The 15,784-nt window shown below is 59.2% G+C and carries 14 protein-coding genes and 1 tRNA gene; 6 read left to right on the plus strand and 9 right to left on the minus strand.

The genetic code is table 11. The features are described from left to right. Positions 1 to 104 precede the first annotated feature (104 nt). Complete coding sequence (locus tag AB4N91_RS01720) at positions 105 to 2,162, minus strand: methyl-accepting chemotaxis protein (protein WP_010458292.1); 2,058 nt, start codon at positions 2,160 to 2,162, stop codon at positions 105 to 107. 332 nt (positions 2,163 to 2,494) lie between these two features. Here AB4N91_RS01720 and AB4N91_RS01725 point away from each other — a divergent pair, with 332 nt between their 5' ends. Further along, on the plus strand, positions 2,495 to 3,712 hold the full coding sequence (locus tag AB4N91_RS01725; RefSeq protein ID WP_010458290.1) for an MFS transporter: 1,218 nt from the start codon (positions 2,495 to 2,497) through the stop codon (positions 3,710 to 3,712). Positions 3,713 to 3,888: 176 nt separating this feature from the next. On the opposite strand, the gene ychF is transcribed toward AB4N91_RS01725, so the two are convergent. The 8 genes from ychF to AB4N91_RS01765 form a co-directional block, all read right to left on the minus strand. After that, on the minus strand, positions 3,889 to 4,989 hold the full coding sequence (gene ychF, locus AB4N91_RS01730) for a redox-regulated ATPase YchF (RefSeq protein ID WP_010458288.1): 1,101 nt from the start codon (positions 4,987 to 4,989) through the stop codon (positions 3,889 to 3,891). Between the two features lie 22 nt (positions 4,990 to 5,011). Beyond that, a complete protein-coding gene (gene pth / locus AB4N91_RS01735) occupies positions 5,012 to 5,596 on the minus strand; it encodes an aminoacyl-tRNA hydrolase (RefSeq protein WP_010458286.1) in 585 nt (194 codons plus the stop codon). A 170-nt stretch (positions 5,597 to 5,766) separates the two neighbouring features. Next, on the minus strand, positions 5,767 to 6,369 hold the full coding sequence (locus AB4N91_RS01740; RefSeq protein WP_074880258.1) for a 50S ribosomal protein L25/general stress protein Ctc: 603 nt from the start codon (positions 6,367 to 6,369) through the stop codon (positions 5,767 to 5,769). Between the two features lie 141 nt (positions 6,370 to 6,510). Then, positions 6,511 to 7,452, minus strand: a complete 942-nt coding sequence (locus tag AB4N91_RS01745; RefSeq protein ID WP_010458281.1) for a ribose-phosphate pyrophosphokinase — start codon at positions 7,450 to 7,452, stop codon at positions 6,511 to 6,513. A 46-nt stretch (positions 7,453 to 7,498) separates the two neighbouring features. Continuing rightward, positions 7,499 to 7,573: transfer RNA gene (locus AB4N91_RS01750), tRNA-Gln, on the minus strand. Positions 7,574 to 7,609: 36 nt separating this feature from the next. Further along, complete coding sequence (ispE, locus tag AB4N91_RS01755) at positions 7,610 to 8,461, minus strand: 4-(cytidine 5'-diphospho)-2-C-methyl-D-erythritol kinase (RefSeq protein WP_010458280.1); 852 nt, start codon at positions 8,459 to 8,461, stop codon at positions 7,610 to 7,612. 2 nt (positions 8,462 to 8,463) lie between these two features. After that, complete coding sequence (gene lolB / locus AB4N91_RS01760; protein ID WP_102594939.1) at positions 8,464 to 9,081, minus strand: lipoprotein insertase outer membrane protein LolB; 618 nt, start codon at positions 9,079 to 9,081, stop codon at positions 8,464 to 8,466. Positions 9,082 to 9,085: 4 nt separating this feature from the next. Continuing rightward, positions 9,086 to 10,810 (minus strand): tetratricopeptide repeat protein, encoded by a 1,725-nt coding sequence (locus AB4N91_RS01765; RefSeq protein WP_077749018.1) that lies wholly within the window; start codon positions 10,808 to 10,810, stop codon positions 9,086 to 9,088. Positions 10,811 to 10,992: 182 nt separating this feature from the next. Between AB4N91_RS01765 and hemA the strand changes: the two genes are divergently transcribed. The 5 genes from hemA to murI are packed head-to-tail and all read left to right on the plus strand — an operon-like array spanning position 10,993 to position 15,725. Then, positions 10,993 to 12,282: a glutamyl-tRNA reductase gene (gene hemA, locus AB4N91_RS01770; RefSeq protein WP_010458274.1), complete on the plus strand. Its 1,290-nt coding sequence runs from the start codon at positions 10,993 to 10,995 to the stop codon at positions 12,280 to 12,282. Continuing rightward, positions 12,279 to 13,361 carry a peptide chain release factor 1 gene (prfA, locus tag AB4N91_RS01775; RefSeq protein WP_010458272.1) on the plus strand — a complete coding sequence of 361 codons (1,083 nt, stop codon included), beginning with the start codon at positions 12,279 to 12,281 and terminating at the stop codon, positions 13,359 to 13,361. Before hemA ends, prfA begins: the two co-directional genes overlap by 4 nt. Further along, the gene (gene prmC / locus AB4N91_RS01780) at positions 13,362 to 14,192 is read left to right on the plus strand and encodes a peptide chain release factor N(5)-glutamine methyltransferase (RefSeq protein WP_154914039.1); all 831 of its coding nucleotides are present in this window, start codon (positions 13,362 to 13,364) and stop codon (positions 14,190 to 14,192) included. Continuing rightward, positions 14,186 to 14,941 (plus strand): molybdopterin-synthase adenylyltransferase MoeB, encoded by a 756-nt coding sequence (locus AB4N91_RS01785; RefSeq protein ID WP_154914041.1) that lies wholly within the window; start codon positions 14,186 to 14,188, stop codon positions 14,939 to 14,941. Before prmC ends, AB4N91_RS01785 begins: the two co-directional genes overlap by 7 nt. Beyond that, positions 14,934 to 15,725 carry a glutamate racemase gene (gene murI, locus AB4N91_RS01790; protein WP_083375757.1) on the plus strand — a complete coding sequence of 264 codons (792 nt, stop codon included), beginning with the start codon at positions 14,934 to 14,936 and terminating at the stop codon, positions 15,723 to 15,725. The genes AB4N91_RS01785 and murI overlap by 8 nt, the downstream gene beginning before the upstream one ends. Positions 15,726 to 15,784: the final 59 nt, after the last annotated feature.

Here is a 15,784-nt window from a genome sequence, read left to right on the forward strand (position 1 = left end):
TTATTCACCGGTAATGCAGATGCGTCAAGCGTAAATCCAAAATATTTCTCTACGCTTTCAACCGCTTATCCACCTGAGCCGAATATTAGGGCCGGGTGAGGGCGTCAACTGAGCTGAAATCTCCCGGTATTGGCACTCAAGGCCTTGCTGCCCTGGCTCAAGGTGTCCGCCGCCAGGTTCACCGCCCGCGCGCCTTCGAGCAACCTTACCGCGGCCTGATCGACCTGCTGGATGTTGCCGCTGACTTCATCGGCGGTGCTGGCCTGTTCCTCAACCGCCGTGGCGATCTGCGCCAAGGTGTCGGTAACGCCTTGCACCGCGTGGGCAATTTCCCCGAGGCGTTCGCCCAGGCCGGTGACCGACTGAGCATCACTTTGCGCTTGGCTACAGGCCGCTTCCATCAGGCTGACCGCCTCATTCACCGTGCTGCGCAGACTGTCGACAGTGCCGGCGATCTGCGCGGTGGAGGACTGAGTGCGTTGCGAGAGGCTGCGCACTTCATCCGCCACCACCGCAAAGCCGCGACCCTGTTCGCCCGCGCGAGCCGCCTCGATCGCCGCGTTGAGCGCCAGCAGATTAGTCTGCTCGGCCACGCCGCGAATGGTGTCGACCACCAATTGAATCTGCTGGCCTTGTTCGCTGACCCGGCCGAGTGCCGCCGCCGTGTCGTTCAAGCGCTGGTTGAGCTGCTGAATGCTCGCCGTGGTGCGTTGGCTGTCGCGGCTGCTGTCGGCCGCAATGCGTTGGGTGTGTTGAGCGCTGCCGGACGCCTGTTCGCAACTCTGGGCGACACCCTGAGAGGTCGCGGCCAACTGCGTGGCCGCAGCGGCGATCTGGCTGATCTGCAATTGCTGCGCTTCAACTTCGCCCAAGGCGCCGCTGGAGTGATGGTTGAGGGTGCGCACCGCGTTGCTCACCTGCAAGGTTTCGTGATCGACCCCCAGCAAACTGTTGCGCAGCTGCACCACGGCGACATTCAGGGCGGTGCTGATGGCCGCCAGTTCGTCGCGCCCCTGCACCGGCACTTGCAGGCTTAGGTTGCCGTCGCGCAATGCTTCGGCCAGCAGGGTGATGCCGCTGGCGCTGCGACGGATCGAGGCCTGCAAGCAGATGAACAGGTACAGCGCGGCCAGCAGCAGGCAGCCAAAGATCGTCGCCACCAGAATAAACTGGCTGATCGCCGAGCCATGGTAGTAATCCAGGCGTTGATCCAGCGAAACCAATGACTGCTGGCGCAGCGAGGCGAGGTCGGTGAGCAGGCTGTCGAGGCTGCGTTCGAATTCTTCCGGCTTGAGCTTGATGCTGCCGCCGAAGACGCCGTCATCGAGGACTTTCAGTTCAGCATCGAGATGCTTGAGGCTGTCGTGGTATTGCCCGGCCCAGCTTTGCAACGCGCTGGGCAGGCGTGCTTCCAGCAGGCTGGCGGTTTTCGCCAGCTGTTCCCGGGCATCGCCGATACGACTGCGCAAATCGCGCAATTGCAGCCGGCTTTGCAGGGTGAACTGCCCGGACACCACCGATGCCTGACCGACGCTGGCCAGGCGGCCAACCCGCTCAATCAGGTCCGGCGCATGCTGTGTCGAGATTTGCGTCAGCAAGTAGGTTTCCAGCCACGGCGCGAGGGTCAGGCGATTGTCCATGGCGATCTGCTCGCGCAGGGCTTGCAGCGCACTCAAGGCATTGGTGAAACGATCGTAGCCATCCGGCCACCAACCAACGCTGCTCAGGCTTTTCGAGTCGAGGCCGTTGAGGGCGGTTTGCAGGGCCTGATAACGGGTCAGGGTTTCGCCCTCGGCGCCTTCGGTTTTCAGCGCATCACCGAGGTCCGAGGTGGCTTGGGCGACGGCGGGTTGAACCGCATCGAACCCAGCCATCGCGGCAAGGGTTGCAGGCGTTGGCTGGCGATTGGTTTCCGTCGCGCGCCAGCGGGCGGCGCGGTCGCGTTGGGCAGCGAGCAGGTTATCGAGCGCATCCAGGGCGAGCAGTTGCCGAACACCGGCACGTTCGCCGGAGATCAGGTTAAGTTTGGCGCGATAGTCCTGACCAATCATCACCAGGCTGCCTGCCAGCGGCAGGATAAACAGCAGAAACAACAACTGAAATTTGCGTGCGAAGCCAAAACGCCCCAGCAATCCGATCCCCGGTGATAAAAAAGCCTGCATGCCCCATGACTCCTCTGGACACCACGCACCAATGGCGTGCGTCGAGGCCGTTGCGACCGCGACTTGTGCCCTTTTAAAAGGCCTCGAAAGTTCACCCTTGTCAGCTCTGTAGGCCGACTCTGTAGCGAAACTTCCCATTCTCGGTCCCCTTTGTAAGGGGCCGCGTTTAAGCGGATTAACAAGGCAAGATTCAGACCATGGCGTTGCGCTATCACCTTCTTGGCGATGAGTGTCGAGGTCGTTAGCAGGCTAAGGGGATGGCGCTGCCGCACTGAAAAATGGCACATTGACGCACCTGCCTGCGTGCACCCATCTGCTGTACGGAAATTCTCATGGCTATCAGCAATGTTCAGACCGGCACGACGTCGGCACCCGCGACTTCACAAAGCAGCCCTCTGGTCATGCGCATCATTGGCGCGGTGGCGCTGGCGCATTTGATCAATGATCTGATCCAGTCGGTTCTACCGTCGATTTATCCGATGTTGAAGGCCAACTATGGCCTGACATTTACCCAGGTTGGATTGATCACTTTGACGTTCCAGCTGACGGCTTCGCTGTTGCAGCCATGGGTCGGTTACCACACCGATCGCCATCCCAAGCCCTGGCTGCTACCGGCGGGAACCGTCTGCACGCTGATCGGTATTTTGATGATGTCGGTGGTCAGTACTTTTCCGCTGATTCTGCTGGCGGCGGGGTTGATTGGCATCGGCTCGTCGACCTTTCACCCGGAAGCTTCTCGCGTGGCTCGACTGGCCTCGGGCGGGCGATTCGGTCTGGCGCAATCGACCTTTCAGGTCGGCGGCAATGCCGGCTCGGCCTTCGGCCCGTTGCTGGCAGCGGCGATCATCATTCCCTTCGGCCAGGGCCATGTGGCGTGGTTTGGATTGTTCGCCGTGTTTGCGCTGTTCGTGCTCTATCGGATCAGCCGCTGGTACGCCAACCACTTAAACCTGTTCAAGCTCAAACAAGGTCAGGCGGCAACGCACGGCCTGTCAAAACGCCGGGTGATCAGCGCGCTGGTGGTGCTCGGGCTGCTGGTGTTCTCCAAGTATTTCTACATGGCCAGTTTCACCAGCTACTTCACTTTCTACCTGATCGAGAAGTTCGACCTGTCGGTGGCCAGTTCGCAGCTGCATCTGTTCCTGTTCCTGGGCGCCGTGGCGGCGGGGACGTTCTTCGGTGGGCCGATTGGCGACAAGATCGGGCGGAAGGCGGTGATCTGGTTCTCGATCCTTGGCGTGGCGCCATTCACGCTGATCCTGCCTCACGTTGATCTGTTCTGGACCAGCATTCTGAGCGTGCTGATCGGCTTTATCCTCGCGTCAGCCTTTTCGGCCATCGTGGTGTACGCACAGGAACTGGTGCCGGGCAATGTCGGGATGATTGCCGGGGTGTTCTTTGGATTGATGTTCGGTTTTGGCGGGATTGGCGCGGCGTTGCTCGGGCATCTGGCGGATGTCCACGGCATCGAATACGTGTACTTTCTGTGCTCGTTCCTGCCATTGTTTGGCGTACTGGCGATCTTCCTGCCAAGAACCAAAAAGGCGTAGCACTGCTCCATCTGTAGGAGCGTGGCTTGCCCGCGAAGGCCATTACGCGGTTTGCCAGGAACACCGCGTCATCGTTCTTCGCGGGCAAGCCTCGCTCCTGCAGGATTAGGTCTCGCCCGGATTTCAGGCACAAAAAAGCCGCGTATTAAACGCGGCTTTTTCTTGTGCGGCGGCTTTTACACGTTGAAACGGAAGTGCATCACGTCGCCGTCTTTAACGATGTAGTCCTTGCCTTCCAGGCGCCATTTACCGGCTTCTTTAGCGCCGGCTTCGCCCTTGTACTGGATGAAGTCGTCGTAGGCGATGACTTCGGCACGGATGAAGCCTTTTTCGAAGTCGGTGTGGATCACGCCAGCGGCTTGTGGCGCGGTAGCACCTACGCGGACGGTCCAGGCGCGGACTTCTTCGACACCGGCGGTGAAGTAGGTCTGCAGGTGCAGCATTTCGTAGCCGGCGCGGATCACGCGGTTCAGGCCAGGCTCTTCGAGGCCCAGGGCTTCGAGGAACATGTCTTTCTCTTCGCCGTCTTCGAGTTCGGCGATTTCGGCTTCGATCTTGTTGCAGACCGGAACCACCATGGCGCCTTCTTCTTCGGCGATGGCCTTGACGATGTCCAGCAGCGGGTTGTTCTCGAAACCGTCTTCAGCGACGTTGGCGATGTACATGACCGGCTTGGTGGTCAGCAGGTGGAAGCCACGAATCACCGCTTTATCGTCGGCGCCCATGTTCTTCATCAGCGTGCGCGCTGGCTTGCCGAGGGTGAAGTGAGCGATCAGTTGCTCCAGCAGACCTTTCTGGACCACGGCGTCCTTGTCACCACCCTTGGCGTTACGGGCAACTTTCTGCAGTTGCTTCTCGCAGCTGTCGAGGTCGGCGAAGATCAGTTCCAGGTCGATGATTTCGATGTCGCGTTTCGGGTCGACGCTGTTGGAGACGTGAATCACGTTCTCGTCTTCGAAGCAGCGGACCACGTGAGCGATAGCATCGGTCTCGCGGATGTTGGCGAGGAACTTGTTGCCCAGGCCTTCACCTTTCGAGGCGCCGGCCACCAGGCCCGCGATGTCGACGAATTCCATGGTGGTTGGCAAGATGCGCTTTGGATTGACAATGGCCGCCAGGGCTTCCAGGCGTGGATCCGGCATCGGCACGATACCGGTGTTCGGCTCGATGGTGCAGAAGGGGAAGTTCTCGGCCGCGATCCCGGATTTGGTCAGGGCGTTGAATAGGGTGGACTTGCCGACGTTAGGCAGGCCGACGATGCCGCAATTGAATCCCATGGTGTTTTCCCCGAGGAGTGAGTCAGGCCTTCTGGCTGTGCAGGTTTTTCATCGCGCGGTTCCATTCACCGGCGAGGATATCCGGCAGCACGCCGAGGGCAAAGTCGATGCTGGCATCGAGTTTTTCCTGTTCGGCGCGTGGCGCACGACCCAGGACGAAATTTGAAACCATACTGGCAACGCCCGGGTGGCCAATGCCAAGCCGCAAGCGGTAAAAGGTATTCTGATTGCCCAGTTGCGCGATGATGTCGCGCAACCCGTTGTGACCGCCATGGCCGCCGCCCTGTTTGAGCTTGGCAACGCCAGGTGGCAGGTCGAGTTCGTCATGCGCCACCAGGATTTCTTCAGGCGTAATGCGGAAGAAGCCGGCAAGTGCCGCGACGGCTTGGCCGCTGCGGTTCATGTAGGTGGTGGGAATCAGCAGACGAACATCCTGACCCTGATGCGAATAGCGCCCGGTCAGGCCGAAATATTTGCGATCGGCCACAAGGTTGACGCCTTGCGCGTTCGCGATGCGCTCAACAAAAAGGGCCCCTGCGTTATGCCGGGTCTGTTCGTATTCAGCGCCTGGATTTCCCAGGCCAACGATCAGTTTGATGGCAGTCACGATAGGGGCCCTTCTTTGGAGTGGTGGATAACATCGCCGCAATCAGTGTGTGCGGCGAAAGTGGACGAAAAGTGCTCATTTACCATTATGTAAACTCCGCGTTCTCGCCCGCTTTCTCGCTACGTTCCAGTCCGCGATGTTACTTGATCACTCCGGCATGACAGAGTGAATTACTCTGCTGCGCCTTCTTCAGTAGCTTCTGGAGCAACACGTGGAGCGTGGACGTTGGCAACAGCCTTGTCATCGCCGTGTGCCAGAGCAACAAACTCAACGCCTTTAGGGGCTTTGAGGTCGGACAGGTGAATGATCGAACCGATTTCGGCGTTAGCCAGGTCGACTTCGATGAATTCAGGCAGGTCTTTTGGCAGGCAGGTCACTTCGATTTCCGAAACAACGTGCGAAACTTCGCCGCCTTTCTTGATCGGGGCTTCTTCGCCAACAAAGTGTACAGGCACGATAGCGGTCAGTTTCTGGCCAGCTACAACGCGCACGAAGTCAGCGTGCAGTACGTGGCCTTTGGCCGGGTGACGCTGCAGAGCCTTGATGATTACGTTTTGCTTGGTGCCGCCAACGTTCAGCTCGATGATGTGGCTGTAAGCCGCTTCGTTTTCGAGCAGTTTGGCAACTTCTTTAGCCAGCATGCTGATGGATTCAGGGGCTTTTTCGCCACCGTAAACTACAGCTGGAACCAGGCTTGCGAGACGACGCAGGCGGCGGCTCGCACCTTTCCCCAGGTCGGAACGCACTTCAGCATTCAGAGTAAATTCGTTCATTTTGTATCTCCAAAATAACCACATTCGCCCCAGCGGTTGCGACCAGCGCTAAAGGCGATATGGGCAAAAAAGCCCCGCCCCGGCAGGAATGCCGGGGCGGGGCGCTTTTCGTCAGCGAGACAGTCGAGAAGGGCAGGGCCCTTAACGGAACATCGCGCTGATCGATTCTTCATTGCTGATGCGGCGGACCGCCTCGGCAACGACCGGCGCGATATCCAGTTGACGGATACGCGTGCAGGCTTGAGCAGCAGCGGACAACGGGATGGTGTTAGTCACCACCAGTTCGTCCAGCATGGAATTTTCAATGTTTTCGATCGCCCGACCGGACAGCACAGGGTGTGTGCAGTAGGCGAAAACCTTGGCGGCGCCATGCTCTTTCAGGGCCTTGGCCGCGTGGCACAGAGTGCCGGCGGTATCGACCATGTCATCGACCAGAATACAGGTACGCCCTTCGACATCACCGATGATATGCATCACTTCAGAGTGATTGGCTTTCTCACGGCGTTTGTCGATGATCCCGAGATCCACGCCCAGGGATTTGGCAACAGCACGTGCACGCACGACGCCGCCAATGTCCGGGGACACGATCATCAGGTTTTCGAAGCGCTGATCTTCAATGTCATCCACCAGAACCGGGGAGCCGTAGATGTTATCTACCGGAATATCGAAGAAACCCTGGATTTGGTCAGCATGCAGATCAACCGTGAGAACACGGTCGATGCCGACTACGGTAAGCATGTCAGCAACGACTTTCGCGCTGATAGCCACACGTGCGGAACGCGGACGGCGATCCTGACGGGCATAACCAAAGTAAGGAATAACAGCAGTGATACGAGTAGCCGAGGAGCGGCGGAAGGCATCAGCCATCACTACCAGTTCCATCAGGTTATCGTTGGTCGGAGCGCAAGTCGGCTGAATAATGAAAACATCTTTACCGCGGACGTTTTCATTGATCTCGGCAGTAATTTCGCCGTCGGAGAACTTACCGACAGAGATGTCACCGAGAGGGATATGCAGCTGACGTACAACACGCCGAGCCAGATCGGGGTTAGCGTTCCCCGTAAAGACCATCATCTTGGACACGCGCAGTACCTGAAGGCTGAGGGTAACCTGGATGAGTATAGGAAAATGGCAGGGGCGGCTGGATTCGAACCAACGCATGGCAGGATCAAAACCTGCTGCCTTACCGCTTGGCGACGCCCCTGTATCTGTTGCAACGATTACCCAGTAATCGATTCCTTTAGAGCAGATTTTGCAGCTTGCGATGCAACATCGAAACGTTGCTTCCTTTTGCTACAAACCCTGTAAGGGTCTCTGTAAGAAGGGCCGAGACTTTATCAGCTTCAGCTTTGCTTGGGAAGCCCCCAAACACACAACTTCCAGTTCCGGTGAGTTTTGCTTCGGTAAATTTACCTAACAAATTCAATGCGTTACGTACATCTGGATAACGCCTTGCTACCACCGGTAAGCAGTCATTTCGACTGTTTCCCTTGGGAACGGGGCGCACTTTAATGGGAGAAGAGTTACGTGTCAACAACGGATCTGAAAAAATTTCTGCTGTACTTACAGATACTTGCGGCACAAGCACGAGATACCACGGTTCTTCGGGGTCTACAGGGGTGAGTTTCTCCCCTACGCCCTCGGCGAAAGCCGCGTGCCCACGCACGAAAACCGGGACGTCGGCGCCCAGTGTCAGGCCCAGCACAGCCAGTCGATCCTCATCCCAACCCAGTTGCCAGAGATGATTGAGGCCGAGCAAAGTCGTCGCGGCATTTGAACTGCCGCCACCGATTCCACCGCCCATGGGCAGGATTTTTTCGATCCAGATATCGATGCCGAGCGAACAACCGGATTGCTCCTGAAGTTTTTTCGCGGCTTTGACGATCAGGTTGCTGTCGTGAGGAACGCCATCAAATTCGGTGTGCAACCGAATCACACCGTCGTCACGAACGGCAAACGTGATTTCATCGCCGTAATCGAGAAACTGAAAAATCGTCTGCAACTCGTGATAACCGTCTTCACGGCGCCCGAGAATGTGCAGCATCAGATTGAGTTTGGCCGGGGAGGGCAGCGTCAAGCGCGCAACGGTCATGTTCACTGCCCCAGTTTGCGTGGTTGCCATTCCTTGATCACCAGCGTGACATCAAGGTCGGTGCCGTGCAGTTTGATCCGCTCGGGCAGCCAGTAGCCGTTTTGCTCGGCGTAACTGAGGTATTCGACTTGCCAGCCGTCCTGCTCGAGATTGGCCAGCCGACTGTCGGCGTCCAGGGTCAGGCGACTTTTGCTGTCCGGGGCCGGAAGCCCGCGAACCCACCACGCCAGATTGGACACCGGCAGCTTCCAGCCGAGCTGTTCTTCAACCAGCGCTTCGGGGGTCGTGGCGTCATAACGGCCCTGATTGGCCACTTCCAGCGAGACTTTGCCCGGGCGGCCGGTCAAACGAGCCGCGCCGCGACCCAGCGGGCCGGAGAGGCGAATGTCGTAGTAATCCTGTCGCTGCAGCCAGAACAACGTGCCGCTGCCCGAGTCTTTTGGCGCACGAATACCGATCTTGCCGTTGATCTGCCAGCCATCAAGGCTGGTCAGCTGCTGTTTGTAATCGCGCCATTGGGCCGTGTTGCCTTGGCCCTGGACCGATTCGCGGGCGCCGAAGCCCGCGCAACCGGCGAGCAGGGCGATGAAGCTGAAAACAATAAGGTGGCGCAAAAACATAATCTTAAAGAGTCTCTGATCCGGTCAGGCGCTTGATGGTGCTGCGCAGGATGGGGCTGTCGGGTTGTTCCTTGAGGAACTTGCTCCAGATTTGCCTGGCTTCCCGCTGTTTGCCATTGGCCCACAGGACTTCGCCCAGGTGAGCGGCAACTTCCTGATCGGGAAAGCGATCCAGGGCCTGACGCAGATAGCGCTCGGCTTCATCGAGATTGCCCAGGCGGAAGTGCACCCAGCCGAGGCTGTCGAGTACCGCCGGGTCTTCCGGGTTGATCTGGTGCGCTTGTTCGATCAGGGCCTTGGCTTCGGCGTAACGCGTCGTGCGGTCCGACAGGGTGTAGCCGAGGGCGTTCAACGCCATTGCATTGTCCGGGTCGCGCTTGATGATCAGGCGCAGGTCTTTTTCCATCTGCGCCAGGTCATTGCGTTTTTCCGCCTGCATGGCGCGGGTGTAAAGCAGGTTCAAATCGTCCGGGTACTTCTGCAGCGCGGTTTGCAGAACCTTCCACGCCTTGTCGGGCTGATTGTTGGCAGACAAGGTCTCGGCTTCGATCAGGTACAACTGGATCGCGTAATCAGGTTGCTCGTCGCGTTCCGTAGCCAGACGGCTTTGGGCTTCGGCGGTCTTGCCGTTGTTGATCAGAATGTCGGTCTGGCGCAGTTGCGCAGGCAGATAGTCATTGCCGGGGCCGACCTGGGCGTACTCGATCAGTGCGCCTTGTGGGTCGTTGCGCTCTTCAGCTATACGGCCGAGGTTCAGGTGCGCCGAATCGACGTGGCTTTCCCGGGCGACCAAGTCTTCCAGATAACCCTTGGCCTCGTCCCAGGCCTTGGCTTCCAGGCACACCAGCGCCAGGGAATAACGCAGTTCGTCGTCTTCCGGGTATTGCTGGACCAGGCTTGAGAACTCGACCTTGGCGTCGTCCATGCGGTCTTGTTCAACCAGCATGCGTGCATAGGTCAGGCGCAGGCGTTTGTCGTCCGGGTATTTCTTGATGCTTTTTTGCAGCAGTGGCAAGGCTTCATCGCCACGGTTGAGCACTTGCAACAGGCGCGCGCGCAGCAGGATCGGGGCAATTTCGCCGTCGTCCGGCGGATTGTCTTCAAGCAAGGTCAGCGCGCCTTTGGCGTCACCGTCCTGTTGCAACAGCAAAGCCTTGCCGAAAATCAACTGGTTGTTGTTCGGGTGGCGCTGCAATAAGCGGTCAAAACTTTTCATCAGGCCGTTGCGCGTGTCCTGGTCGGTATCGGCCGCGGACAGAGCAAGAAAGTCGAAATGCGTGTCGCCTTTGCCGAGCAGGACTTTCTCCATATAGACCATGGAGTCGTCATAACGCCCGGCGCGCGCCAGCTGCACGGCAGCCGCGCGTTGCGCCTCGAGATCGTCCGGGGCGTTTTTTGCCCAGATCAGCGCGGTATCCAGGGCAGCCTGATCGGCGCCAAGGTATTCGGCAATGCGGAAGGCTCGCTCGGAGATGCCCGGATCCTGAGTGTTGATGGCCTGGGTGACGTAGTTGTCCAGGGCAATGTCGAAACGATTGCGCTGGCCAGCCAGTTCGGCGCTCAACAGGCTGAAGACGGTTTCTTCACTGAATGAGCTGTAAACCTTGGGCTTTTCAGGGGCCGGAGTGCTGTCTTCGACCGGCGGCGTACCGTCCGACGAAACGGGTGCCAAGACCTGGCAGCCGCTGAGGAAGACAAAAGCGAGGAGCAACGCGGAGGATCTATTCATATAGGAAGAGGACGACTAACCTGCGGTCGGATCATCATGACACAAGCCTTCGGCCAAACATAACCGAGTCTCGATGGATGCCTTTATAGAGGCAGGTCATTGGGACAATAGTCAGCGGTAGTTGTTCTGGCTCTGTCGAAGTAGGACAATTGCCGGCTTCACGTCACCATCAGCGACCTTGAATGGCCTTCCTTGCACTCGGTATCAACCACAAGACTGCTTCAGTAGACGTCCGCGAGCGCGTGGCCTTTACCCCTGAGCAGCTGGTGGAGGCCTTGCAGCAGCTCTGCCGACTTACCGACAGCCGCGAAGCTGCGATCCTCTCCACCTGCAATCGCAGTGAACTCTATATAGAACAGGATCACCTTTCGGCTGACATCATCTTGCGCTGGCTGGCCGATTATCATCATTTGAGCCTCGAAGAGCTGCGTGCGAGCGCTTATGTGCACGAAGATGATGCGGCAGTTCGTCACATGATGCGGGTGGCTTCCGGGCTCGATTCGCTGGTGTTGGGCGAACCGCAGATCCTCGGCCAGATGAAATCGGCCTACGCCGTGGCGCGTGAGGCCGGCACCATCGGTCCGCTGCTCGGGCGCTTGTTTCAAGCGACGTTCAACGCCGCCAAGCAAGTGCGCACCGACACGGCCATCGGGGAGAACCCGGTGTCCGTGGCGTTTGCCGCGGTCAGCCTGGCGAAACAGATTTTCAGCGATTTACAGCGCAGCCAGGCCTTGCTGATCGGCGCCGGAGAGACCATCACCCTGGTCGCCCGCCACCTGCATGAACTGGGTGTAAAGCGCATTGTGGTCGCCAACCGAACCCTGGAACGCGCGAGCATCCTTGCCGAGCAGTTTGGTGCCCATGCCGTTTTGCTCTCGGACATCCCGGCAGAGCTGGTGCGCAGCGACATCGTGATCAGTTCCACTGCCAGCCAGTTGCCGATCCTTGGCAAAGGCGCCGTGGAAAGCGCGTTGAAACTGCGCAAGCACAAACCGATCTTCATGGTAGACATCGCTGTTCCTCGGGATATCGAGCCGGAAGTCGGCGAGTTGGACGACGTTTACCTCTATAGCGTCGACGATCTCCACGAAGTGGTCGCCGAGAACCTCAAGAGCCGGCAGGGCGCTGCCCAGGCGGCGGAAGATATGGTCTTGGTCGGTGCCGAAGATTTCATGGTCCGCCTGCGTGAACTGGCGGCGGTGGATGTGCTCAAGGCCTATCGCCAACAAAGCGAGCGCATGCGCGACGAAGAATTGCAGAAGGCCCAGCGCATGCTGGCCAATGGCAGCAGCCCCGAAGAGGTGCTGGTGCAATTGGCGCGTGGCCTGACCAACAAACTTTTGCACGCCCCGAGTGTGCAGTTGAAAAAGCTTTCTGCCGAAGGCCGCCTCGATGCGCTGGCCATGGCCCAGGAACTCTTTGCCCTGAATGAGGGCTCATCGGATAGCTTTTCGGATAAGAAACCGCAATGAAAGCGTCACTGCTCAATAAGCTGGACATCCTCCAGGACCGTTTCGAGGAATTGACCGCCCTGCTTGGCGATGGCGAAGTCATTTCCGATCAAAACAAATTCCGCACCTATTCCAAGGAATACGCGGAAGTCGAACCGATTGTCGCCACCTATAAACAGCTGCTCAAAGTGCAAGGCGACCTCGAAGGTGCCCAGGCACTGCTCAAGGACAGCGACCCGGACATGCGCGAAATGGCCGTGGAAGAAGTTCGCGAAGCCAAAGAGCAACTGATCGACATCGAAGCCAGCCTGCAACGCATGCTGCTACCCAAGGACCCGAATGACGGGCGTAACGTGTTCCTCGAAATTCGTGCCGGCACCGGCGGTGACGAAGCGGCGATTTTTTCCGGCGACCTGTTCCGTATGTATTCGCGTTATGCCGAGCGGCGTGGCTGGCGGGTGGAAATTCTCTCGGAGAACATCGGTGAGCACGGCGGCTATAAAGAAGTCATCGCCCGTGTTGAAGGCGAAAACGTCTACGGCAAACTGAAGTTCGAATCCGGCGTGCACCGCGTGCAACGGGTTCCGGCCACCGAATCCCAGGGTCGCATCCACACCTCGGCCTGCACCGTGGCGGTGTTGCCTGAGCCGGATGAGCAGGAAACGATCGAGATCAACCCGGCGGATCTGCGGGTCGATACCTATCGTTCCTCCGGGGCCGGCGGCCAGCACGTCAACAAGACCGACTCGGCGATCCGCATCACGCACTTGCCGTCCGGTATCGTCGTCGAATGCCAGGAAGAACGCTCGCAACACAAGAACCGTGCCCGGGCGATGTCCTGGCTGTCGGCCAAGCTCAACGATCAACAAACCAGCGCCGCCGCGAACGCCATCGCCAGCGAGCGTAAGCTGCTGGTCGGTTCGGGGGATCGCTCCGAGCGCATCCGCACCTACAACTTTGCCCAGGGCCGGGTGACCGACCACCGGGTCAACCTGACGCTGTATTCCCTCGACGAAGTCCTCGCGGGCGGCGTCGAGGCCGTGATTGAACCGTTACTGGCCGAGTTCCAGGCCGATCAATTGGCAGCGATAGGTGAGTAAATGACGATCATTGCCAGTTTGTTGCGCGCCGCCGATTTGCCCGACTCGCCCACGGCGCGTCTGGATGCCGAATTATTGCTGGCCGCGGCCTTGGGCAAGTCCCGCAGCTTTCTGCACACCTGGCCGGAACGCATTGTGCCGAGCGAAGCCGCGCTGAAGTTTGCCGAGTACCTGCTACGTCGTCGCGGCGGTGAGCCGGTGGCCTACATTCTGGGGCAGCAAGGGTTCTGGAAGCTTGATCTGGAAGTCGCGCCGCACACGCTGATCCCGCGCCCGGATACCGAATTGCTGGTGGAAGCGGCGCTGGAATTGCTGCCAGCCACACCGGCCCAAGTGCTCGATCTTGGCACCGGCAGCGGCGCCATTGCCCTGGCTTTGGCCAGCGAGCGTCCGGCGTGGAAAGTCACTGCGGTGGATCGCATACTTGAGGCCGTGGCGCTGGCCGAACGCAATCGTCAGCGCCTGCACTTGAACAATGCCATGGTGCTGAGCAGCCATTGGTTCAGCGCCCTGGAAGGTCAGCGTTTTCATCTGATCATCAGCAACCCGCCGTACATCGCCTCCGCCGACCCGCATCTGGTAGAAGGCGATGTGCGCTTCGAACCGGCCAGCGCTCTGGTGGCTGGCATCGACGGACTCGATGATTTGCGCCTGATCGTCGCCCAGGCGCCGGATTATCTGGAGGCCGGTGGCTGGCTGATGCTCGAACACGGTTACGATCAAGCCGAAGCCGTGCGCGACTTGCTGCTGAGCCGCGGCTTTGAAGCAGTCCACAGCCGCACCGATCTGGGCGGTCACGAACGTATCAGCCTGGGGCGCCTGCCGTGCTGAATGATCAGGAATTGTTGCGCTATAGCCGGCAGATTCTGTTGCAACACGTCGATATCGACGGCCAGTTGCGACTGAAAGAAAGCAGCGTATTGATCGTCGGTCTCGGCGGTCTTGGCTCACCGGTGGCGCTGTATCTGGCCGCGGCCGGTGTCGGCGAGCTGCACCTGGCGGATTTCGATACGGTCGACCTGACCAATCTGCAACGCCAGATCGTTCACGACACTGACAGCGTCGGCTCGAGCAAGGTCGATTCAGCGATCCGCCGACTGAGCGCGATCAATCCCGAGATCCAACTGATCGCCCATCGCACCGCACTGGACGAAGATTCCCTGGCGGCCGCCGTGGCGGCGGTGGATCTGGTGCTGGACTGTTCCGATAATTTCTCGACCCGTGAAGCGGTCAACGCGGCCTGCGTTACTGCCGGCAAACCGCTGGTCAGCGGCGCGGCGATTCGCCTCGAAGGGCAGTTGTCGGTGTTTGACCCGCGCCGCCCGGAAAGCCCGTGCTACCACTGTCTATACGGTCACGGCAGCGAAGCCGAATTGACCTGCAGTGAGGCCGGCGTTGTCGGTCCACTGGTTGGGCTGGTGGGCAGCCTCCAGGCGCTGGAAGCCCTGAAACTGCTGGTGGGTTTCGGTGAGCCATTGGTGGGGCGCCTGTTGCTGATCGATGCCCTGGGTTCGCGCTTCCGTGAATTGCGGGTCAAGCGTGATCCGGGCTGCAGCGTCTGTGGTTCGACACATGCGTGAAGCGCCAATCGGCGTGTTCGACTCCGGCGTCGGCGGGCTTTCGGTATTGGCCGAGATCCAGCGTTTGCTGCCCAACGAGTCGCTGCTGTACGTCGCCGATTGCGGCAATGTTCCCTACGGCGAAAAAACCCCTGAATTCATCCAGCAGCGTTGCAGCGTGATGGCCGAATTCTTTCAGCAGCAGGGGGCCAAGGCCCTGGTGCTGGCCTGCAACACGGCGACCGTCGCCGGTGTTGCGGACTTGCGGCGCGATTTCCCTGCGTGGCCCATCGTCGGCATGGAGCCCGCCGTCAAACCTGCCGCTGCCGCCACCCGCAGTGGTGTGGTCGGTGTGCTCGCGACCACCGGCACGTTGCAGAGCGCCAAGTTTGCAGCCTTGCTCGACCGGTTCGCTACCGATGTTCGCGTCATCACTCAACCGTGTCCTGGCCTGGTGGAGCTGATTGAAAACGGCGATCTGCACAGCGAGGCATTGCGTCAGTTGCTGGCCGGGTACGTCGGGCCGCTGCTCGGCGCCGGGTGCGACACGATAATTCTGGGCTGCACGCATTATCCCTTCCTAAAGCCTTTGCTTAAGCAGATGATCCCTGAAGACATCAGCTTGATCGACACCGGTGCCGCTGTTGCGCGGCAACTCCAGCGTTTGTTGGCCGAGCGTGAGTTACTTGCCGAGGGGCCGGCACGTGCTGCGCAGTTCTGGACGAGTGCCGATCCGGAGCATTTCAGGACTATTTTGCCGACGCTGTGGAACAGCGGCGGTGTTGTGCAAAGCTTCGATAGATAACTAAAAAAAAAGTGGGCGAAAACGAATAATTGGGCTGAACTTCTGATTAATCGTCGACT

The organism is Pseudomonas sp. H3_D04 (assembly GCF_054669175.1).